The sequence below is a fragment of the Micromonospora siamensis genome (genome assembly GCF_900090305.1).
Taxonomy (GTDB): domain Bacteria; phylum Actinomycetota; class Actinomycetes; order Mycobacteriales; family Micromonosporaceae; genus Micromonospora; species Micromonospora siamensis.
Genome location: NZ_LT607751.1, coordinates 814584 through 836311 on the forward strand (window position 1 = coordinate 814584; position 21728 = coordinate 836311).

Here is a 21728-nt window from a genome sequence, read left to right on the forward strand (position 1 = left end):
CCCGCCCCGCTGGGAGCGGAGCGGGCGTCGGTGGGTGGGGGTTCAGCCGAGGGTGTACTGCTGCCGGGGGCCGATGGTGCCGGCGTTGGCGATCAGTGGTTTGGTGCTGTCGGCGGTGACGTAGCGGCTGTTGCCGGCCGAGCGGAGGCTGACCGAGCCGTCGCTGTTGTGGACGATGACGAACCGCTCCCAGGTGCCCGGGATCGTCTTCGTGTTGATCAGCGGCTGGGTGCCGAGGGAGGCGGTGACGAAGCGGTTGTTGGCGCGGGCGAACAGGGCCCACTGGTAGTTGCCCAGGTTGACCAGGTCGTACTTCTGGGCCACGCCGACACCGGTCGCCGTGGCGGCCAGCGGTGTGGCGGCGGTGTTCGAAGCGGTGACGTAACGGGCGTTGGACCGCGCCTTGAAGGTGCGGTTGGCGTCCGACACCTTCACGTCGTGGAACTGCTCGAACTTGCCGACGGTGGTCTTGCCGGCGACCAGCGTGCCGCCGCTGCCGGAGGTCGAGACGTACCCGGAGTTGGCCGAGATGGTCAGCGAGCCGTCGCTGTTGCGGATGAGGCGCAACCAGCTGAACCCGGAGACGTGCGCGTCGACCAGGGTCAGCTGGTTGGCCTGGTCGGCGGCGAGGTATCGCCGGGCCGACCGGGAGTAGAGGGCGACGCGCCCGTTGCCGGCGTCGACGACATCGAACGTGCTTCCGGCGTCCAGGCCGGCCCGGTCGGCGCGCGCGCCGCCGGAGGTCGACGGACCGACGTAGCGCAGGTTGCTCCGAGCCAGCAGGCCGATCGTGCCGATCCGGGGCAGCAAGGTGACGTCGTCGTACACGGTGCCGGTCCGCTTGTCGCCACCGGTCACGGTGACCGAGACCCGGTAGGTGTCGAGGGTCGCGTACCGGTGCGAGGCGACCGGCGAGGCCTGAGTGACCACCGTGCCGTCGCCGAAGTCGAACCGGTAGGAGGCGATCGGCGTGAGGCCGGCCGTGGAGGTGCTGGCGTCCAGGGTCACCGTGCTCGTCCCGAGGTCGATCGCCGGGTCGAGCCGGGCCACCGGGCTCTGGACGCTCTCGAACGCGCCCCGGTCGGCGTACGTGATCGGGCCGGCGCCGGTGTCGGGGACGTTCGGGTCGTCGGCCCGGGCCAGCCCGCTGTAGTCGATGGTCGGGTAGCCGGGCGCCGCCGAGTTGGCCGAGTCGATGCGGGTGGCCTGGATGCGGCTCTCGCGGTCGTGGGCGGCCTGGCCGGTGGCGGTGCGGAACGCCGCCAACCCGAGCGGGGTGCCCCACGAGTAGAGCTGGGGGGACGACGCGTTGGTGTGGAACACGTCGTTGTAGTCGACCCGGGTGTCGCGGGCGGTGGTCCCGTAGACACCGATCTCCACCCCGCCCGGACCGGTCCGGCCGCAGTTCTGGAGCCCCAGGTAGCCGTTGTCGACCAGCACATTGTTGTGCACGGCGACGCCGGTCGAGGCACCCTCGATCCGGACGCCGTCGCGGCACCGCTGGTGGACGGTGTTGTTGGTGACCGCGGTCCCGGTCGCGCTGTCGTTGCGGATGCCGTCGCCGCCGCCCGCCTGGATGTAGTTGTCGCTCACCACGGTCCCCGAGGCGCCCGGCGCGACCAGGATGCCCGCGGCGGAGAAGCCTTCGATCCGGCTCCGGGTGACCGTGTTGCCGGTGCCGGCGACCCGCACGGCGACACTGCCCATGGGCAGGTCGTACCGGGGGATGGTCGAGAAGGAGCTGGCGGTGAGGGTGACGCCGGTGGTGGCGGCGTCCAGATCGACGGCGGTGACGAGTGTCGCACTGCTGGAGGAGATGCCGCTCAGGGTCGCTCCGGTGACCTTGGAGAGTCGCACGGCGGGCGTGGTGCTCACGGTCTCCGGATAAGCCCCGAAGCTCTCCACGGTGATCGCCGAGGAATTGCGGAGGTCGAGGCCGGGCAGACCCTCCGCCGGGGTGGCCGAGAAGCGGCGGATGACGATGTCGTGCTGGCCGTCGACCACGAAGCCGGAACCGGGGCCCACCAGACCGACTCGAGCGGTGCCGCTGTCGCTGGTGAAGGTGATCGGCTGGTCGGGCGTGCCGGAACGGGGCACGGTGACCCGCTCACGGTAGGCGCCGGCACCGACGCGGACCGTCTGACCGGCCTGCACCACCTGCGCGGCGGCGCCGATCGTGCAGAACGGCTGATCCTGGGTGCCGGGGCCGGTGTCCGAGCAGGTGTCGGAGTAGCCGTGCACCCAGAGCGTGGTGGCGTCGGCCGCCCGCGCCGGGAGGATGGAGAGCAGGGTGCTGCCAGCGACCGCGAGGGCGGTCAGGCCGGCCAGGGAGGTTTTCCGCATGCGTGTCCCTGTGGACGAAGAGGAGCCGGCTCTCGCCGGAAGTCAGTGCGGGCATCATCGTGGATCCGCCGGTTCGCCCGCAGTCCCGCGTGGCATTTCGGACAACCGAGCCCACCAGGGTCCGGACGCGCCGACGCCCGCCGGGCCTGGGTGGCCGGGCGGGCGTCGGTCGGGGGTACGGGGATCAGCCGAGGGTGTACTGCTGCCGGGGGCCGATGGTGCCGGCGTTGGCGATCAGTGGCTTGGTGCTGTCGGCGGTGACGTAGCGGTTGTTGCCGGTCGAGCGGAGGCTGACCGAGCCGTCGCTGTTGTGGACGATGACGAACCGCTCCCAGGTGCCCGGGATCGTCTTCGTGTTGATCAGCGGCTGGGTGCCGAGGGAGGCGGTGACGAAGCGGTTGTTGGCGCGGGCGAACAGGGCCCACTGGTAGTTGCCCAGGTTGACGAGGTCGTACTTCTGGGCCACGCCGACACCGGTCGCCGTGGCGGCCAGCGGTGTGGCGGCGGTGTTCGAAGCGGTGACGTAACGGGCGTTGGACCGCGCCTTGAAGGTGCGGTTGGCGTTGGTCACGTCGACCCGGTGGAACTGCTCGAAGGTGCCGATGCTGCTGTTGTTGGCGCAGACCGCGCCGGATTTGCAGGAGGTGGAGAGGTAGAGGTTCGTGCTGCGCGAGAAGAGGCTGATGGTGCCGTTGGTGTTCGGCACCACGGAGAACCGCCCACCTGACTCGATGTGCGGGTAGACGAGGGTCACCAGCGCACCGGCGCCGGTGGTGCTGACGTAGCGGTTGGCCGAGCGGGAGTAGAGCGCGACCCCGCCGCTGCCGACGTCGGCCAGGTCGAACTTGTCGACCGAGTCGACCCCGTAGTGGTCGGCGCGCAGCGCCTCCCCGGCGGGGGTGGGGGCCACGTACTTGAGGTTGCTGCGGGCCAGCAGGCTGATCGTGCCGATCCGCCGCAGCACGCTCACCATCTGGTTGGTCGCGTTCGTCCGGCCGTCCGAGTCGGTGACGTCGACCATCACGGTGTAGGTGCCCGGGTTCGCGTACTTGTGGGTGGCGACCGGGGTCGACTGGGTGACGACCGTGCCGTCTCCGAAGTCGAACCGGTACGAGGTGATGGCCGAGGTGCCGGGCACCGAGGCGGAGGCGTCGGCGGTGGCCGACACCGTGCCCAGGTCCAGGGTGGCCGAGACGACCGCGGTGGGGTAGCGGAAGTTCTCCACCGCGCCGCGGTCGGCGTACGTCACGGGGCCGACCCCGGTGTTCGGCACTCCCATGTCGTCGGTGCGGGCCACGCCCCCGATGTCGATGGACGGATAGCCCTTCGCCGCCGAGTTCGCGGAGTCGGTGTGGGAGACCACCGTGCTGGACTCGTGGTCGTGCGCGCCCTGACCGGAGGCGGTACGGAAGGAGGTCAGCCCCAGCCGGGCGCCACCGAAGGAGTAGAGCTTCGACGAGCCCAGGGCGGTGTGGAAGACGTCGTTGTAGTCGACCGTGGTGTCCCGGGCGGTGTCGCCGTAGACGCCGATCTCCACCCCGTCCTGCTTGCCGTTGCAGTTGTTCAGGCCCAGCCAGCCGTTGTCGGTCAGGACGTTGTTCCAGACGTCGACGCCGGTGGAGGCGCCCTCGACCCGGATGCCGTCGTTGCACCGCTGCTTCACGGTGTTGTTGGTGATCGTCGTGCCGGTGGCGGAGTCGTTGCGGATGCCGTACCCGCCGCCCGTGGTGAGGAGGTTGTTCACCAGCGTGGTCCCGCTGGCACCCGGTTCGACGGAGATCGCGCCACCAGCGAAGCCGTCCACCCGGGTGCGGGCGACGGTGTTGCCGGTCCCGGCGACCCGCACGGCGACGCTGGTCGCCGCCGTTCCCTCGTAGTAGGGATTGGTCTGGAAGGTGGAGCGCTGGACGGTCACCCCGGAGGTGGTGGCGTCCATGGTCAGGCCGTTCGTCAGCGCCTGCCCGCTGACGACGAGCCGCTGCAGGGTGGACCCGGTGACGCCGGAGAGCCGTACGGCCGGGGCGGTGGCCTTGGAGCCCATGCCGACGATGAAGTTGTCGACCGTGACGGCCGAGGCGTTGCGGAGTTCCAGGGCGGGGACGTCGACCGATCCGCCCACACTGAAGCCCTGGATGACGATGTCGTGCTGGCCGTCGACGACGAACCCGGCCGTCCCCCCGCCCATGGGGATCCGGGTGCCCAGGTTGGACCTGATGGTGATCGGCTGGTCTGGCGTGCCGGAGCGGGGAACGGTGACGCGTTCCCGGTAGACCCCACTGCCGACCGCGACGGTCTGACCGGCCTGCACCACGGCCGCGGCCGCCCCGATGGTGCAGAAGGGCACCAGCGTGTTACCGGGGCCGCTGTCCGAGCAGGAGATGGAGGTCTGGGCCACGTACAGGGTGGTGACGTCCGCAGCCTGAGCCGCGGTGGTGGAGAGGAGGGTGCCGCCGGTGACCGCGAGCGCGGTCAGACCGGCCAGAGTAGGTCTGCGCATCTGTGTCCTCGACTGAGGAGGGGAACCGGCTGCCGCCGGTCTGAGATACGCAGATTATGCGGAGGAGGTTCGCCGTCTGGAGTCCCTCCGGGCATACCAGGCAAACCTCCACGACGGCACCGGCCGTGCGCGAGGCCCGCGCACCCGGGGCCCGGACGACACCGCCCGCCCCACCCGGGGTCGGGCGGGACGGGCGTAGGTGCGGTGGTGTGGGGGTCAGCCGAGCGTGTACTGCTGCCAGGAGCCGATCCGGGTGGTGTTGGCGATCAGTGGCTTGGTGCTCTCGGCGGTGACGTAGCGGCTGTTGCCGGTCGAGCGGAGGCTGACCGAGCCGTCGCTGTTGTGGACGATGACGAACCGCTCCCAGGTCCTGGGCACCGTCGCGGTGTTGATCAGCGGCTGGGTGCCGAGGGAGGCGGCCGTGACGAAGCGGTTGTTGGCGCGGGCGAACAGGGCCCACTGGTAGTTGCCCAGGTTGACCAAGTCGTAGCGCTGAGCCACGCCGACGCCGGTGGCCGTTGCGGCCAGCGGCGAGGCCGCCGTGGTCAAAGCGGTGACGTAGCGGCCGTTGGAGCGGGCCTTGAAGGTGCGGCTCGCGTTGGTCACGTCGACCCGGTGGAACTGCTCGAACTTGCCGATGGTGGTCGCCGTCGCGACGAGCGTGCCGCCGCTGCCCGAGGTGGAGACGTACCGGTCGGTGGACTGCGACCGCAGGCTCACCGAGCCGTCACCGTTGCGGACCAGCAGGAACCGCTCCCACTGCTGGACCTGCGTCGACTGTGCCCGCATCGGTTGGGTACCGACGAACGCGGCCACGTACCGCCGGTTCGAGCGGGAGTAGAGCGCGACGGTCCCGTCACCGGGGTCGGCGAGGTCGAACGTGTCGACGGAGTCGACCCCGTAGTGGTCGGCCCGCAGCTGCAGGCCCGTGCTCGCCGGGGCGACGTAGCGGAGGTTGCTGCGCGCCAGCAGGCTGATCGTCCCCGTCCTGCGGAGCACACTCACCGTGGAGGAGCTGACGCTGGTGCGGTTGTCCGAGCCGGTGACCCGTACCGAGATCTCGTAGTCGCCCGGAGCCGCGTAGCGGTGCGTGGCCCGCGGCGACGCCTGGGTGACCACGACGCCGTCGCCGAAGTCGATGCGGTACGACGTGATCGGCACGAACCCGGGCAGCGAGGTGGAGGCGTCCACGGTCGCCGTGAGGGTGCCCAGGTCCAGTGCGGTGTCGAACCTGGCCATCGGGTTCCGGTAGGTCTCGACCGGGCCTCGGTCGGCGTACGTGACCGGGCCGGCCCCGGTGTTCGGTACCGCCGGGTCGTCCGCGCGGGCCGTCCCGGCCCGGTCGGTGCTCTGGTAGCCCGGGGCCGCCGCGTTCGCCGAGTCGTAGTTGTCCGCCTGGGCCTGGGTGTCCCGGTCGTGCGCGCCCTGCCCGGAGGCGGAGCGGAAGGCGGCCAGGATCATCCGGGTGCCGCCCCACGCGTAGTTGATCGAGGGTGAGCTGCGCTGATAGGCGTTGTTGTAGTCGACGACGGTGCCCTTGACGGCGTCGTCGTAGACGCCGATCTCGACGCCGTTCACACTGCTGTCGCAGTGGTCCGGGCCGGCGTTGCCGTTCAGCAGGAGGACGTTGTTCTGTACGGAGACCCCGGTGGAAGCCCCCTCGATCCGGATGCCGTCGCGACAACGGTTGCGGACCAGGTTGTTGGCGATGGCGGCACCGGTCGCGGTTCGGACGCGGACGCCGTGCCCGCCGCCGCCGTAGACGGCGTTGTTGGCCACCACCGTCTCCGTGGCGCCGGGCTCGATCGAAACGGCCGCCCCGGAGTAACCCCAAAAGTCGTTGCCCAGCAGGGTCGTGCCGGCACCCGCGGTGCGGAGACCGACAGTGTCACCGACCTCGTCGTCGTTCGGCGTGCCGAGGTTCGAGGATTTGACGGTCACGGCGGAGGAGGCGGCGTCCACGTCCAAGGTCACTTCCGGGGCGCTCAGCCCGGCGCCCTCGATCCGTACCCCGGTGACCGCAGCGAGACGGACGGCCGGCACGGTCGCCGCGGGATTCATCCGGACGCTGGTGCGCTGGATCGAGATCGCCGACGCGTTTCGCACGTCGAGCCCGGGACCGTCGAGCGTGCCGCTGATCCGCAGGCCCCGGAGCACGATGTCGTGCTGCCCGTCGACGACGAAACCCGCCCTCGGACCACCCAGCAAGGGCTCGCCGCTGGTCTGGAAGGTGATCGGCAGGTCCAGGGTGCCGGATCGGGGAACGGTCACCCGCTCCAGATAGGTGCCGGGCCCGATCTCGACCACCTGGCCGGCCCGCACCGTCGCCGCGGCGGCCCCGATGGTGCAGAACGGATTGTTCTGGGTGCCGGTCCCGGTGTCCGAGCAGAACTCGGAGGTCTGGCTGACGTACAGGTAGGTGTAGTCGCTGGCCTGCGCCGGCGAGGCGGAGAGGAGGGTGCCGCCGGCGACCGCGAGTGCGGTCAGGCCGGCGAGGTGGTTTCTGCGCATGGGGGTCCTCGATGAAGGAGGAGGATCGGCTGACGCCGGAAGCAACTGCGTCCATGATCCCAGCCCGGTCGGGCGGCGCGGCGCCCCGCCCGGCATAACGGACGCCGCTCCCCCCGGCCAACGCCACCGCCCGCCAGGCGCGCGGCCTGGCGGGCGGTGGTCGGTACGAGGTCAGCAGCAGCCCTAACGGTGGCGCAGGCTGTACTGCTCCCAGGCGCCGATCCGGCCGGCCCGGGCGATCAGCGGCTTCGCGCCGGCGCTTTCGGCGGTGACGTAGCGGCCGTTGCCGACCGAGCGCAGGCTCACCGAGCCGTCGCTGTTGCGGACCAGCACGAACCGCTCCCAGGTGAGCGGGACGACCTTGGTGTTGACCAGCGGCTTCGTGCCGGACGCGTCGGCGGTGACGAACCGGTTGTTGGCCCGGGCGAACAGGGCGTACTGGCCGCCGCCGAAGGCGACCAGGTCGAAGGTCTGACCGACGAGACCCTGCGTGGCGTTGGCGATCAGCGGCGGGGAGGCGGTCTTCGACGCGTTGACGTACCGGCCGTTCGCGCGGGCCACGAACTGCCGGTTGCCGTCGGCGGCGTCGACCCGCTGGAACTGCTCGAAGCGACTGATCGTGGTCTTGTTCGCGAGCACCAGGCCGCCCGAGCCGGAGGTGCTGAGGTACCGGCCGCTGCCGGCCCGCACGCTGTACGAGCCGTCCCGGTTCCGGATCATGGCGAACCGGCCGCCGCGCAGGACGTTCGGCGCGCCCGTCCCGACCTGGCCCGAGCCGTCCACGTCGGCGGTCAGGTAACCGGGCTGGCCGTACCAGTACATCGCGACCTGGCCGTTGCCGGCGTCGGCGAAGTCGACCTTGGCGAGGAACTCGGCGCCGTAGCGGTAGGCCTGGAGCCCGGAGCCCTCGGTGAGCGGGGAGAGGTATCGCAGGTTGCTGCGGGCCAGCAGATAGCCCCGGCTGAGCCAGCGCAGCACGCTGACCGTCCGGGTGGCGCTGTCGCTGCGGCCCTCCGCGTCGGTGGCGGTGAGGCTGACCTGGTATTCGCCCGGTTCGGTGTAGTTGTGGCTGAAGACGGGGGAGTCGGACGTCTCCGCGGTGCCGTCGCCGAACGTGGCCCGGTACGAGGTGATCGGCGCGTCGCCGGGCTGGGAGTGGTAGCCGATGAGACTGACCCGGAGCGACTGGAGATCCATGGTGATGTCCAGGTCCACCTGGGGGCCCGCGGCGTCGGCCAGGGCGCCCCGGGCGGCGGAGTCGACGACGCCGGCCCGGTCCACGGGAGCGGCGGCATGTGCCGGTGTGGCGGCGAGGAGGCTGAGGCCGGCGACCGCGAGCGCGGTGCGGCGGGCAAGGGACGATCTGCGCATGTGGGTCCTCGATCTGATTCGGAGGTGTGGGGGGAGGTCAGCCGAGGGTGTACTGCTCCCAGGAGGTGATGTTGACGGCCCTGGCGATCAGGGGACCGGCGCCGGCGTCGTCGGCCGTGACGAAGCGGCCGTTGACGGCGCTCTGGATGCTGGTCGAGCCGTCGCGGTTGCGGACGAAGTTGAACCGCTCCTCCCAGCGACCGGGTACGACGACCGTGTTGACCAGCGGCTTGGTGCCGAGCGAGGCGGCGGTGACGAAGCGGTTGTTGGCCCGGGCGAACACGCCGTAGTTGCCGTTGCTCAGCTCGACGAGGTCGAAGCGCTGGGCCACCCCGACGCCTGTGGCGCTGGCGATCAGCGGGGTGGCGGCGGTGCTGGAGGCGGTGACGTAGCGGCCGTTGGCGCGGGCCTTCAGGGTGCGGTTGGCGTTGGCCACGTCGACCAGGTGGAACTGCTCGAACCGGCTGATCGTCGTGCCGGCGGCCTGGAGGGTGCCGCCACTGCCGGAGGTGCTGAGGTATCTGCCGCTGCTGGTCCGGACGCTGGTCGAGCCGTCCCGATTACGGATCAGGGTGAGCCGGCGGGCGCCGGTCGCGGCCAGGTCGTCGGCGAGGACCCGGCCGTTGCCGTTGTCGTCGGCCGAGACGTACCGCTGCCGGGACCGGGAGAAGAGGGCGACGGCGCCGTTGCCGGTGTCGGCCACGTCGAACTTGTCGACCGAGTCGACGCCGTAGTGGTCGGCGCGCAGCCCGAGGGACTGATCGAGCAGCGGGGCGACGTACCGCAGGTTGCTGCGGGCCAGCAGGCCGACGGTGCCGACCCGGCGCAGCACGCTCACCGATCGGGCCGTCTCGGCGGTGCTGCCGTCGGTGCCCGCGACGCGCACGGCGACCCGGTAGGTGCCCGGGTCGGCGTAGCGGTGGGTCGCCTTCGGGCTGGACTGGGTGACCACGGTGCCGTCGCCGAAGTCGAAGCGGTAACTGGCGAGGGGGAACCAGCCCGGGGTGGACGCGGCGGCGTCGGCGGTCACCGCGAGGGTGCCGAGGTCCAGCGCGAGGCCCAGTTCCGCCTGGGGACGCACGATCGTCTCGACCGGCCCGCGGTCGGCGTAGGTGACCGGGCCGGTGCCGCTGTTCGGCACGTTCGGGTTGTCCGCCCGGGCCTGCCCGATCTGGTCGGTGGCCGGGTAGCCGGGGGCGGCCGAGTTGGCCGAGTCCTGCCGGTCCACCGGCCGCTGGGTGTGGCGGTCGTGGGCGGCCTGGCCGGAGACGCCCCGGAAGGTGGCCAGGTCCATCGTGGTGTGGTCCCACGAGTAGGTGGGGCCGTTGGCGTACGTGTTGTTGTAGTCGACGGTCGTGACCGGTCGGGCGGCCCCCAGGACGGTGATGGCGACGCCCGGCCCGTCGCAGGCGATGCCCTGCTGGGCGTAGGCCCGCCTGACGACGTTGTTCTGCACGGAGGCGCCGGTGGAGGTGCCCTCGATCCGGATCCCGTCTGCGCAGTAGGTCACGACGTCGTTGTTGCTGATCATCGTGCCGGTGGCGCGGTCGACGACGCCCCGGCCGGACCAGCCCTCGATGGCGTTGTTGACCACGACCGCCCGGGCCGCACCCGACCCGGTCGCCACGGCGGCCTCGCTCCAGTTGTGGAACTCGTTGCCGGCGACGGTGACACCGGAGCCAGCGACCTCGACGCCCGTGCCGGTCCCCGTGTCGGTGTTCTGACCCCAGAACCGGGAGGAGGCGACGGTCACCCCCCTGGTCGCGGCGTCCATGGTCACGGCCGCCAGGTGGGTGGCGAGGTAGGACTGCCGAACGGTCACCCCCGAGGCGCCGGCGAGCCGGATGCCCTGGGCGGCGGACCGGTACGGCACCTCCACCCGTACGCCGTCGAGGAGCACCGTCGAGGCGTTCCGGACGTCGAGGACGGCGCCTGTCGTCGCCTCCCTGACCTGCACGTTGCGGAGGACGATGTCGTGCTGGCCGTCGACGACGAAGCCGGCGGTCGCACCGGCCAGCCAGGGTCGGTCGGCGCCGGCGCCGGTGGCCTCGAAAGTGATCGGCAGGTCCGGGGTGCCGGACCTCGGGACGGTTACCCGTTCCCGGTAGGTGCCGGAGCCGATCCTGACCACCGTCCCGGCCGTCGCCGCGGCCGCGGCGGCCCCGATGGTGCAGTAGGGCTGCTCCTGCGTGCCGGGGCCGGTGTCCGAGCACGACGCGGAGTTCTGCGCGACGTAGCGGTAGGAGGCGGCGGCGTACGCCGGGGGGCCGGTGAGCAGGGTGCCACCGGCGACCGCGAAGGCGGTCAGGCCGGCGAGGGGCGAGCGCCGCATGCGTCTCCTCGACGAGAGCAACGAATCGGACGGTCCGGAATCGGTGCTTCCGATCGTCCCGTCCGAACCGTCGGGTTGCTGTCCCACCGCATGTCGCATACCGGACAGCTGGCGAGGGCGGGGTCGCCCCGTCGCCGCGGTCGCCCGGTCCGGGGCCGCCGCGGCCGGTGCGGGAGAATGCGGTACGTGACGACGATCCCGAACGTGCTCGCCAACCGGTACGCCTCCCCCGAGCTGGCCGCCCTCTGGTCGCCGGAGCAGAAGATCCGCCTGGAACGGCAGCTCTGGCTCGCCGTGCTCAAGGCCCAGCGAGACCTGGGCGTGCCGGTGCCGGACGGGGTGGTCGAGGCGTACGAGCGGGTGGTCGACCAGGTCGACCTGGCGTCGATCGCCGAGCGGGAGCGGGTCACCCGGCACGACGTGAAGGCCCGGATCGAGGAGTTCAGCGCGCTCGCCGGTCACGAGCACGTGCACAAGGGGATGACCTCCCGGGACCTCACCGAGAACGTCGAGCAGCTCCAGGTGCGCCGCTCGCTGGAGCTGATCCGGGACCGGGTGGTGGCCGCTCTCGCCCGGTTGGCCCGGCACGCGACCGAGTACTCCGGCCTGGTGATGGCCGGCCGGTCGCACAACGTCGCCGCGCAGGCCACCACGTTGGGCAAGCGCTTCGCGTCGGCCGCCGAGGAGCTGCTGATCGCGTACGAGCGGCTGGACGACCTGATCGAGCGCTACCCGTTGCGCGGCGTGAAGGGGCCGGTGGGCACCGCCGCCGACCAGCTCGACCTCTTCGACGGCGACGCCGACAAGGTGGCCGAGCTGGAGCGCCGGGTCGCCGGGCACCTGGGCTTCGCGCGGGTGCTGGACAGCGTCGGCCAGGTCTACCCGCGCTCGCTGGACTTCGACGTGCTCTCCGCGCTGGCCCAGGTGGCCGCCGCGCCGTCGTCGCTGGCCACCACGATCCGGCTGATGGTCGGCCAGGAGCTGGCCACCGAGGGCTTCAAGCCCGGCCAGGTGGGCTCCAGCGCCATGCCGCACAAGATGAACACGCGTTCCTCGGAGCGGGTGAACGGCTTCGCGGTGATCATCCGGGGCTACCTGTCGATGGTCGGCGAGCTGGCCGGCGACCAGTGGAACGAGGGTGACGTCTCCTGCTCGGTGGTCCGCCGGGTGGCCCTGCCGGACGCGTTCTTCGCCGCCGACGGGCTCTTCCAGACCTTCCTCACCGTGCTCGACGAGTTCGGGGCGTACCCGGCGGTGATCAACCGGGAGTTGGAGCGCTTCCTGCCGTTCCTGGCCACCACCAAGATCCTGGTCGGTGCGGTGCGCCGGGGCGTCGGCCGGGAGGTCGCCCACGAGGTGATCAAGGAGCACGCGGTCGCCGTGGCGCTGGCCATGCGCGAGAAGGGCGCCCCGGAGAACGACCTCTTCGACCGCCTCGCGGCCGACACCCGGCTGGGCCTGACCCGCGCCGAGATCGACGCCCTGGTCACCGATCGCGCCGCCTTCACCGGCACCGCCGAGGCCCAGGTCGCCCGGGTGACCGCCCGCATCGCGAAGATCGTGGAAACCCACCCCCAGGCCGCCGCCTACACCCCACCCCCCATCCTCTGACCCCCTCTCCGGCCGCCCCGGCCCGTTGATCATGAAGTTGGCGGCGATGTCGATCTGGCGGGGTCAAGGGGTGAGTGCAATCGTTAGGCGGTGATGAGGTGAGCCAGACGCTGGGCTGGGGTGTTCCAGTCCAGCGTCTGTCGGGGGCGGGTGTTGAGTTCGTGGGCGACCTCGTCCAAGCCGTTCTGGTCGATGGTGCGGAAGTCGTAGCTGCTCTTGGGGAAGTACTGGCGTAGCAGCCCGTTGGTGTTTTCGTTGGTGCCGCGTTGCCAGGGGCTGTGGGGGTCGCAGAAGTAGACCGGGCAGCCGGTGGCGACGGTGAACACGGGGTGGGTGGCCATTTCCACGCCTTGGTCCCAGGTCAGCGACCGGCGCAGGTGCGTGGGCATGCGGGTGGCCAGGTTGGTGAGCACACCGATGACGGCTTCGCTGTCGCGGCCGTGGGGTAGGGCGCCGAGCATCACGTAACGGGTGGCTCGTTCCACCAGGGTCACGATCGCTGAGGCGCCGGCCTTGCCGATGACCAGGTCACCTTCCCAGTGCCCGGGCACCGCCCGGTCGGTGACCTCCGCGGGCCGGGTGCTGATGTGCAGGTCTGCGATCCAGGGCCGCCGACGGCGAGCGGCGCCCGCGGCACGTGACTGCGGACGCCGCTGGGTGCGTCCCGACCGTAGCGCTACCTGCCGGGTCAACTCGGCCCTCAGATTGCCTCGCGACTGCACGTAGATCGCCTGGTAGATCGTCTCGTGGGACACCTGCAACTCCGGCCGGTCGGCGAACGTGGTCCGCAACCACGCGGCGATCTGCTTCGGAGACCACCTACGGGCCAGTTTCCCCGCCACCACCTGCCGCAGCCGCGTACCGACCGCCAGCTTCGCCCTCGCCGGCCGCCGCCTGGCCGCGTCAGCCCGCCGCTGCGCCCACTGCGCCTGATAACCCCACCGATACGGGCGGCGCCCCCGCCCATGCGGCAGTGACCGCCCCAGCGGGTTCTTCGTCCCGTGCCGCGCACTGTTGTTCCGCGCCACCTCCCGCGACACCGTGCACACCGGCACCCCGAGAACCCCCGCGATCTGCGAGATCGTCCGACCAACCCCCCACAGATGCTCCAACACCTGCCGATGCCCGAACGTCAACACACCCGGCCTCGCCACCAGCACCTCCAGCCCAACCAAGATCAGTTGCACTGAAGCCTAGAAACCGCCTCTCCAGAACCGCCGCTAACTTCATGATCAACGGCGGTGGGCCCCCGGGTGGGTCAGGAACCGCGGGTGGGGGTGTCGGGGGCGGAGGTGAGGTTCGGGGCGCTCGCCGGCTCGGCGATGCCGCCGGGGGCCTCGGTGAAGCCGGGTTCGTGGGCGGTCTCGGCCGCGATGGCCGGCTGGTCCGGCGGCATGACGTCCGGTGTCTTGGGTACGACGATGACCGCCGTGCCGTACGCGCAGATCTCCATCCACATCTCGCCGCAGTCCCGGCTGTCGAACCGCATGCCGATCACGGCGTTCGCGCCGAGTCGCAGGGCCTCCTCGCCGAGGCGGGCCACCGAGTCGGTCCGCCACCGGGTCAGGTTGTCCGGCGCCAGTGGGTCGTAGGCGCCGCCGCGCAGGTTCTTGACCCCCTCGCGGTAGGGGTTCCGCGTCCTCGCCATCGACGACACCACTTCGCCGAGGATCTGGCGGATCTCGTAGCCGGGCAGTTGATCAGTCGTCACCACCAGCACGCCTCCGATGCTGTCAGGGCCCGCAGGGGCCGTTCCGGCGTGCCTGGCCGGCCCGTCGGATGCTGCGAAACGAGGCGCGCCGGACGCCGGGCACCTGTCGGGCCGTGTCGGCGCAGGGGTGCCGAACGGGCCGGTCGGGGCGGAGCGTCACCGAACGGGTCGCCGGCGGGCCGGACGTGCCGAGAAGCCGCAGTTGCGGGCGCGTGGGGCGGACCGGGGCGAATCCCCGGCTTCCCGGACGCTTGCGGCACTGACCGCCGTCTATCGTATGGCGGGCGCCACCGCTCCCGATCGAGTCGGGCCGATGTAACGATTTGGCTACCTCGTACGCTACGAAAGCCCTGGTCCGGGCACGTTCCGCGCCGGACGGGGCACCCCACGCAGCCGAGTGTGGCCGGTTACGCCGATCACTGCCCGAACCGCGCCCGGCCGGTGCGTCCGGGGCGGTATCTGCCAGGTAGGCTGGCTCCGCTCGCCCGTTGTCGGGCCGGCACCCAACTGCGTACACAGTCAGGAGTGCCCAGTGCCTCGCGTCGTCGTCGACGTCATGCTCAAGCCCGAGATCCTCGATCCTCAGGGCCAGGCCGTCGCAAACGCGCTGCCCCGGCTCGGCGTCGATGACGTCGCCTCGGTTCGGATCGGCAGGCGGATCGAGATCGAGTTCACCGGAGAGCCGGACCTGGACCGGGCCCGGGAGATCGCCGACAAACTGCTCGCCAACCCGGTCATCGAGGACTTCACCGTCCAGCTGGTCGAGGCCGACGAGACCGCGGGCGCGCACCCGTGACCGCCCGGGTCGGTGTGGTCACGTTCCCCGGCTCGCTCGACGACGGGGACGCCGCCCGGGCCGTCCGGATCGTCGGCGCGGAGCCGGTCCGACTCTGGCACGGCGACCCGGACCTGCACGGGGTGGACGCCGTCGTCCTGCCCGGCGGGTTCTCCTACGGCGACTATCTGCGCTGTGGCGCCATCGCCCGGTTCGCCCCGGTGATGGAGACGGTCGTCGACGCCGCCCGCGGTGGCCTGCCGGTGCTCGGCATCTGCAACGGCTTCCAGATCCTCTGCGAGGCGCACCTGCTGCCCGGGGCGCTCACCCGCAACCAGCACCTGCACTTCCGCAACCGTGACCAGGTCCTGCGGATCGAGTCCGCCGGCACCGCCTGGACCAACGCGTTCCAGCCCGGCCAGGAGGTCCTGATCCCGGTGAAGAACGGCGAGGGCTGCTACGTCGCCGACCCGGCCACGCTGGACCAGTTGGAGGCCGAGGGGCGGGTCGTCGCCCGCTACGTCGGCGGCAACCCCAACGGTTCGCAGCGCGACATCGCGGCGATCACCAACCCCGCCGGCAACGTCGTCGGCATCATGCCCCACCCCGAGCACGCCGTGGAGGCGCTCACCGGCCCCTCCCTGGACGGTCTCGGCTTCTTCACCTCGGTGCTCAAGCACCTGGTGGGGGCCCCGGCGTGAGCGAGCGCAGCGAGGAGAGGTCATGACCACCCATCCGGAACAGGCCGTGCGGGAGACCCCGGACGCCGTCCCGGCGGAGCCGCAGGCGACCGCAGTGGTGCCGCAGGCCGGCCCGGTCGACGCCGGGCGGCGCACCGAAGCGGCCCCGGCCGACGACTGGGCCGCGGGCGTGGACACCGTGGGGCGCGCCGACGCCACGCCGGAAGAGCTCCAGCCCTACGCCGAGCTGGGCCTCCGCGACGACGAGTACGACCGGATCCGGCACATCCTCGGCCGTCGTCCCACCCAGGCCGAGCTGGCCATGTACTCGATCATGTGGAGCGAGCACTGCTCCTACAAGTCGAGCAAGGTGCACCTGCGCCAGTTCGGTGAGAAGGCCCCGCCGAGCGACCGGCTGCTCGCCGGCATCGGCGAGAACGCCGGCGTCGTCCAGATCTCCGACGAGCTGGCGGTCACCTTCAAGGTCGAGTCGCACAACCACCCGAGCTTCGTCGAGCCGTACCAGGGCGCGGCGACCGGTGTCGGCGGCATCGTCCGCGACATCCTCGCCATGGGCGCCCGCCCGGTGGCGGTCATGGACCCGCTGCGCTTCGGCGCGGCCGACCACCCGGACACCGCCCGGGTGCTGCCCGGGGTGATCGCCGGTGTCGGCGGCTACGGCAACTGCCTGGGCCTGCCCAACATCGGCGGCGAGGTCGTCTTCGACCCCTGCTACCAGGGCAACCCGCTGGTCAACGCGCTCTGCCTGGGCGTGCTGCCGGTCGACCGGCTGCAGAAGAAGGACGCCACCGGCCCCGGCAACGTCGTGGTGCTGATGGGCGCCCGCACCGGCCGGGACGGCATCGGCGGCGTGTCCGTGCTGGCCAGCGCCACCTTCGACGAGGGCAGCGAGCAGCGCCGCCCGTCGGTGCAGGTGGGCGACCCGTTCATGGAGAAGCTCCTGATCGAGGCATGCCTGGAGCTGTACGACGCCGAGCTGGTCGTCGGCATCCAGGACCTCGGCGGCGCCGGGCTGACCTGCGCGCTGACCGAGACCGCCGCGTCGGCGGGCACCGGCATGCGGGTCTGGCTGGAGCGGGTCCCGCTGCGCGAGGCCTCGATGGAGCCGCACGAGATCCTGGCCAGCGAGTCCCAGGAGCGGATGCTGCTGGTGGTCACCCCGGAGAAGCTGGAGGCGGTGCTCAAGACCGCCGAGAAGTGGGGCGTCTGGGCCACCGCGATCGGTGAGGTCACCGCGCCGTCCGAGGACGGCCAGCCGGGGCGCCTCGTGGTCACCTGGCGCGACCAGCTGGTGGTGGACGTGCCGCCGGGCTCCCTGGTCGACGACGGTCCGGTCTACGCGCGCCCGATGCGCGAGCCGGCCGACCTGATCCTGCTCCAGGCCGACCGGGCGGAGACGCTGCCCCGGCCGGCCAACCCGGACGCGCTGCGGGAGACCCTGCTGCGCATGATCGCGTCGCCGAACCTGGCCGACAAGACCTGGGTCACCGAGCAGTACGACCGGTACGTGCTGGGCAACACCGTGCTGGCGCAGCCGGAGGACTCCGGCGTGATCCGGATCGACGAGCGGACCGGCCTGGGCGTGGCCCTCTCGGTCGACGGCAACGGCCGGTACGCCCGCCTCGACCCGTACCACGGCACCAAGCTGGCGCTGGCCGAGGCGTACCGGAACGTCGCCGTGACCGGCGCGAAGCCGATCGCCGTCACCAACTGCCTGAACTTCGGCTCCCCGGAGGACCCGGGCGTGATGTGGCAGTTCGCCGAGGCCGTGCGCGGTCTCGCGGACGGCTGCCTGGAGCTGGGCATCCCGGTGACCGGTGGCAACGTCAGCTTCTACAACCAGACCGGTGCGGCGGCGATCCACCCCACTCCGGTGGTGGGTGTGCTCGGCGTGCTGGACAACGTGGCCGAGCGGGTGCCGATGGGCTTCGTCCCGCGGGCCGCGGGGGACCACGACCAGATCTTCCTGCTGGGTGAGACGCACGTGGAGCTCTCCGGCTCCGAGTGGGCCTGGGTGACCCACGAGCACCTCGGTGGCGTACCCCCGATGGTGGATCTGGCCCGCGAGCGGCAGCTGGCCGACCTGCTGGCCGAGGCGGCCCGGGTGGGGCACCTCAGCTCGGCGCACGACCTCTCCGACGGTGGCCTGGCGCAGAGCCTGGTGGAGTCGTGCCTGCGGCGGGGCGTCGGCGCGCGGGTGGTGGTGCCGGAGCGGTTCGCCGGCGGCACGATGCCGTTCGTCTACCTGTTCAGCGAGTCCTCGTCCCGGGTGCTGGTCTCGGTGCCGCGTGGCCACGAGAAGGCCTTCACGGCGCTCTGCGCCGAGCGGAACGTGCCGTGGGAGCACATCGGCGTGACCGACCCGGCCGGCGGCGCCCTCGAGGTGTACGGCCAGTTCCGGGTCGGTCTGGACGAGCTGCACACGGCGCACACCTCGACGCTGCCGCAGCTGTTCGGCGGTGCCGAGGCGACCCCGCCGGCCGCGGTCGCGCAGCCGGCCGCCGCCGTCGCGGCGCCGGTGGCCTCCGCGGTCGCGGCCGGTACGGCGCCGGAGACGGTCGACGCGCCGGGAGCGGTGGACGGAGCGGCCACGGTCGACGAGGCCCGCGAATCGGCCGCCCCGGCTGAGGCGGCCGCGCCGGTGACGGTCGACGAACCGGTCGGACCGGTCGGGGGCGACGAGCCCGCCGGGTCGCCCGTGGTCGACGGGCCGGTCGCCGCCGGCGAGCAGCCGGAGTCGCCGGCCGTCGAGCCCGTGGCCGAGGCCGCGGCGGACGGGCCGGACACCGACGAGGCCCCGGCCGGTGAGCCGGGGACGGACGGCACGGTTCCGCCGGCCGAGCGGGACGGCCTGCCGCACGCCAACTCCGGCGACGGCACGGAAGCCGGTGCGCCTCAACAGCGCTGACGCGGTGGCCGCCGCCGTCTACGGCCAGCCCGGCTCCGGCGCCCGGTTCGACTGGGGGCTGGCCGGGGCGGCGGAACTCGGCCGCGTCTGCGCGGTGCTGGTGGTGGTGGACGTGCTGTCGTTCACCACCGCCGTCGAGGTGGCGGTCGCTCGCGGCATGCGGGTGCACCCCTTCCCCTGGGGGGAACAGGCGGCCGAGTACGCCCGCCGGGTAGGCGCGGTGGCGGCGGTCGGCCGGCGCCGGACCACCCCCGAGCAGCCGTGGTCCCTCTCGCCCGCGGCGCTGAGCCGCGCCCCGGTCGTCTCCGACCTGGTGCTGCCCTCCCCGAACGGTTCGGCGATCAGCGCGGCGGCCAGCGCCACCGGCCTTCCGGTGGTCGCCGCCTGCCTGCGCAACGCCCGCGCGGTCGGCCGCTGGCTCCGCCAGCAGGGGTACGGCGCCACCGACACCCCGATCGGGGTGGTCGCCTCCGGCGAGCGTTGGCCCGACGGGTCACTGCGTCCGGCGGTGGAGGACCAGCTCGGTGCGGCCTGCGTCCTGGACGCCGTCTCCGGGGTGCCCGGTGGGCTCTCGGTGGAGGCGGCGATGGCGCTCGCCGCGCTGGCCAGCACCCCGGACGTGCCCGCCGCCGTGCGGGGCTGTGTCTCCGGGCGGGAGCTCGTCGAGGGCGGCTTCGCGCAGGACGTCGAGGTGGCGGTCCAGGTGGGCGTCTCCACCGTGGTGCCGGTGCTGCGTCAGGGCGTCTTCACCGCCGCCTGACCGCTCCACCGCGGGACCAGACAGCGGTGGCCGCCCCGGTCGGGACGGCCACCGCTGTCGTACGTGTCGGCGGGGCTTCGGCCCCGCGTCGGGTCAGTCGTCCAGCCAGTCCAGCCGGCGACCGCCCCGCTCCTGCTGCGGCGGCGGCCCGTCGGCCCGGCCGCGACCGGGCTGCCCCTGCTCGTTGTAGTAGCCGCCGCCCTGCTGCTGGTCGTACGCGGCACCGTCGTAGCCACCGCCGCGCTGCTGCGGGGCCTCGCCGTAGCCACCGGACTGGCCGCCGTAGCCGCCGCGCTGGTCGTAGCCGCCGCGCTGCTGGTCGTACCCGCCGCCCTGACCGGGGTAGGCGTCGCCGCGCTGGTCGTAGCCGCCGCCGTAGCCGGATCCGGACTGCTGGCCGCCGTCGTAGCCGCCGTACCCGCCGCCCTGGCCGCCGCTCTGGCCGGCGCCGTAGCCGCCACCCTGCTCACCCGTCCGGCCGTACGACGCCGGCTCCTGGCCGTAGCCGTGCCCGGGGTCGCCGGTGGGCTGGTAGGTGCTGGTCGGGTACGGGTCCGCCGGCGGCGTGTAGGACTGGGTGCCCTCCCCGGTGTACCGGCCGGTGGGCTCGTCGAAGCGCTCACCGTAGCCGCCGGCGCCCTGGCCGCCGCCGTAGCCGCCGGCCGGCGCGCCGTACCCGCCACCCGAGGCGGGGGCGTTGCCGTAGCCTGCCCCGGAGGCGGGAGCGTTGCCGTAACCGGCACCCGAGGCGGGGGCGTTGCCGTAGCCGGCGCCCGAGGCGGGGGCGTTGCCGTAGCCGCCCTGGGCGCCGTAGCCGCCGCCGGAGGCCGGCGCGTTGCCGTACCCGCCGTCGGGGGCGGCGTTGCCGTAACCGCCGTAGCCGCCCTGGCCGGGTGCCTCCTCGCCGTACCCGTTGCCGGCCCAGCCGCCGGGCTGACCGGCGGCGCCGCCGGCGCCGAAGGCGGGGGGCGGGGGAGCGCCGTACGGGTCCGGCGGTACGTCGTCGACGACGGGACGCTGGAGCATGGTGGGCGCGTCGCTCATCGCGGCGCCGCCGACCATGGTCGGGTCCGGCCCGGCGCCGACCCGGTTCACCACCCGGGTCTGGTCGTCGGCCCCCCGGTACGCCCCACGGGCCGCGGGCACCGCGCCGGCCGCCGCCGCGCCGGCGGGACCGTCGACGTCGCCGTCGTCGTCGGCGTTCTCCTTGCGCTTCATGTAGAGCAGCACGATGGTGCCGACGCCGACCGCCACGAAGAGGCCGCCGAGCAGGATGAGCAGCCAGGACGCCCCGCCGCTGTCCGCCTCGGCCGAGGCGGCCTCGGGCTGCTGGGTCGGGGCGGCCGCCTCGGCCGGAGCCTCGGTGGCGGTGTCCTCGGTGGGTTCCTCGGTCGGGACCGGAGCAGCCGTCGCCGACGCGGAGGCCGAGGCGGAGACGCTGGGCTTGACCTCCACCGGGATCGCCAGGCTGATCCGCTGGCCGGTCAGGCTCTGGCCGGCGCTCGCGTTGATCGACCGGGTGCCGAGGACGGTTTCCTTGCTCGCCCCCAGCTGGATCTGGCCCGGGACGATCGGCTGCGAGGAGGAGCCGACGAAGCGGAAGTTGCCGCTGCCGTCGCTGGTGGTCTGGTAGCGGTGCTGGGCGGAGTCGAGCAGCATCACCGTGGCGTTCGGCACGGCGTCGCCGTTGGCGGTGACGACCACCTTGCCGGAGATCGACTTGACCGTCTTGACCTGCGTCGGCGTGGGCGACGGCTTGGGCTTGCCGACCAGGGTGACCTGGGTCGACGCCTCCTTGGTCTGCTTGTCCGGCCCGTTGGAGTCGGTGGCCTTGATGGTGATCGTGGCAGTGCCGTCGGCGGCGTCGTCGGCCAGCTTGAAGGTGGCCTGGAACGTGCCGTTCTGGTCGACCCGGCCGCGGCTGCAGCCGTCGACGCAGTTGAGCTTGCCCTCGCTGGACGAGACCTGGACGTCGGCGGGGCCGATCGGCTCGGCGAACGACAGCGAGTAGCTGACCTTGACGGTGCCGCCCGCCTCGACGGTGCCGGGCGAGGCCGACACGTTGTTGACGTCGGGGGCGGCCAGGGCGGCTGTGGCGGGGACGGTGAGCAGCGCGCCGGCCACCAGCGCCACGACCACACCGGCCCTAAGCTTCCAGGCACGTCGGTGTGTTGACACGTCCACCGCCTTCCGGTCTGACTTCCCTGG

Annotated in this window: 12 protein-coding genes and 1 pseudogene; 5 read left to right on the top strand and 8 right to left on the bottom strand. The window is 72.4% G+C overall.

Annotated elements, in window-relative coordinates; genetic code table 11:
• Positions 1-42 precede the first annotated feature (42 nt).
• From GA0074704_RS03760 to GA0074704_RS03780, 5 genes are all read right to left on the bottom strand, one after another.
• The gene (locus tag GA0074704_RS03760) at positions 43-2343 is read right to left on the bottom strand and encodes a right-handed parallel beta-helix repeat-containing protein (protein WP_088969203.1); all 2301 of its coding nucleotides are present in this window, start codon (positions 2341-2343) and stop codon (positions 43-45) included.
• A 184-nt stretch (positions 2344-2527) separates the two neighbouring features.
• Positions 2528-4840 (bottom strand): PKD domain-containing protein, encoded by a 2313-nt coding sequence (locus GA0074704_RS03765; protein WP_088969204.1) that lies wholly within the window; start codon positions 4838-4840, stop codon positions 2528-2530.
• Between the two features lie 216 nt (positions 4841-5056).
• A complete protein-coding gene (locus tag GA0074704_RS03770) occupies positions 5057-7351 on the bottom strand; it encodes a right-handed parallel beta-helix repeat-containing protein (protein ID WP_172880391.1) in 2295 nt (764 codons plus the stop codon).
• Between the two features lie 183 nt (positions 7352-7534).
• Positions 7535-8722, bottom strand: coding sequence for a PKD domain-containing protein (locus tag GA0074704_RS03775; protein WP_088969206.1), 1188 nt, complete (start codon positions 8720-8722; stop codon positions 7535-7537).
• Between the two features lie 37 nt (positions 8723-8759).
• Positions 8760-11054, bottom strand: coding sequence for a right-handed parallel beta-helix repeat-containing protein (locus GA0074704_RS03780; RefSeq protein WP_172880393.1), 2295 nt, complete (start codon positions 11052-11054; stop codon positions 8760-8762).
• Positions 11055-11240: 186 nt separating this feature from the next.
• Between GA0074704_RS03780 and purB the strand changes: the two genes are divergently transcribed.
• Positions 11241-12665, top strand: coding sequence for an adenylosuccinate lyase (purB, locus tag GA0074704_RS03785; RefSeq protein WP_088973426.1), 1425 nt, complete (start codon positions 11241-11243; stop codon positions 12663-12665).
• Between the two features lie 83 nt (positions 12666-12748).
• Here the strand turns inward: purB and GA0074704_RS03790 are convergent, their stop codons facing one another.
• The gene (locus GA0074704_RS03790) at positions 12749-13852 is read right to left on the bottom strand and encodes an IS30 family transposase (protein ID WP_088968606.1); all 1104 of its coding nucleotides are present in this window, start codon (positions 13850-13852) and stop codon (positions 12749-12751) included.
• Between the two features lie 71 nt (positions 13853-13923).
• Positions 13924-14536: pseudogene (locus tag GA0074704_RS03795) on the bottom strand (YbjQ family protein).
• 372 nt (positions 14537-14908) lie between these two features.
• On the opposite strand from GA0074704_RS03795, the gene purS reads away from it, so the two are divergent.
• The 4 genes from purS to GA0074704_RS03815 are packed head-to-tail and all read left to right on the top strand — an operon-like array spanning position 14909 to position 19520.
• Entirely contained in the window at positions 14909-15172 is a 264-nt protein-coding gene (gene purS / locus GA0074704_RS03800) for a phosphoribosylformylglycinamidine synthase subunit PurS (RefSeq protein ID WP_088969208.1), read from the top strand.
• A complete protein-coding gene (gene purQ / locus GA0074704_RS03805; RefSeq protein ID WP_088969209.1) occupies positions 15169-15852 on the top strand; it encodes a phosphoribosylformylglycinamidine synthase subunit PurQ in 684 nt (227 codons plus the stop codon). The genes purS and purQ overlap by 4 nt, the downstream gene beginning before the upstream one ends.
• 22 nt (positions 15853-15874) lie before the next feature.
• Positions 15875-18760 carry a phosphoribosylformylglycinamidine synthase subunit PurL gene (purL, locus tag GA0074704_RS03810; protein WP_088969210.1) on the top strand — a complete coding sequence of 962 codons (2886 nt, stop codon included), beginning with the start codon at positions 15875-15877 and terminating at the stop codon, positions 18758-18760.
• On the top strand, positions 18741-19520 hold the full coding sequence (locus tag GA0074704_RS03815) for a 2-phosphosulfolactate phosphatase (protein ID WP_377471059.1): 780 nt from the start codon (positions 18741-18743) through the stop codon (positions 19518-19520). The genes purL and GA0074704_RS03815 overlap by 20 nt, the downstream gene beginning before the upstream one ends.
• 93 nt (positions 19521-19613) lie before the next feature.
• Here the strand turns inward: GA0074704_RS03815 and GA0074704_RS03820 are convergent, their stop codons facing one another.
• Entirely contained in the window at positions 19614-21698 is a 2085-nt protein-coding gene (locus GA0074704_RS03820) for a carboxypeptidase-like regulatory domain-containing protein (RefSeq protein WP_157743587.1), read from the bottom strand.
• Positions 21699-21728: the final 30 nt, after the last annotated feature.

What these genes read in the sequence shown, in the direction of transcription:
- GA0074704_RS03775 (WP_088969206.1), bottom strand. Translation starts at nt 8,722, where the DNA reads ATGCGCAGATCGTCCCTTGCCCGCCGCACCGCGCTCGCGGTCGCCGGC.
- GA0074704_RS03770 (WP_172880391.1), bottom strand. Translation starts at nt 7,351, where the DNA reads ATGCGCAGAAACCACCTCGCCGGCCTGACCGCACTCGCGGTCGCCGGC.
- purL (WP_088969210.1), top strand. Translation starts at nt 15,875, where the DNA reads ATGACCACCCATCCGGAACAGGCCGTGCGGGAGACCCCGGACGCCGTC.
- GA0074704_RS03760 (WP_088969203.1), bottom strand. Translation starts at nt 2,343, where the DNA reads ATGCGGAAAACCTCCCTGGCCGGCCTGACCGCCCTCGCGGTCGCTGGC.
- GA0074704_RS03765 (WP_088969204.1), bottom strand. Translation starts at nt 4,840, where the DNA reads ATGCGCAGACCTACTCTGGCCGGTCTGACCGCGCTCGCGGTCACCGGC.
- GA0074704_RS03780 (WP_172880393.1), bottom strand. Translation starts at nt 11,054, where the DNA reads ATGCGGCGCTCGCCCCTCGCCGGCCTGACCGCCTTCGCGGTCGCCGGT.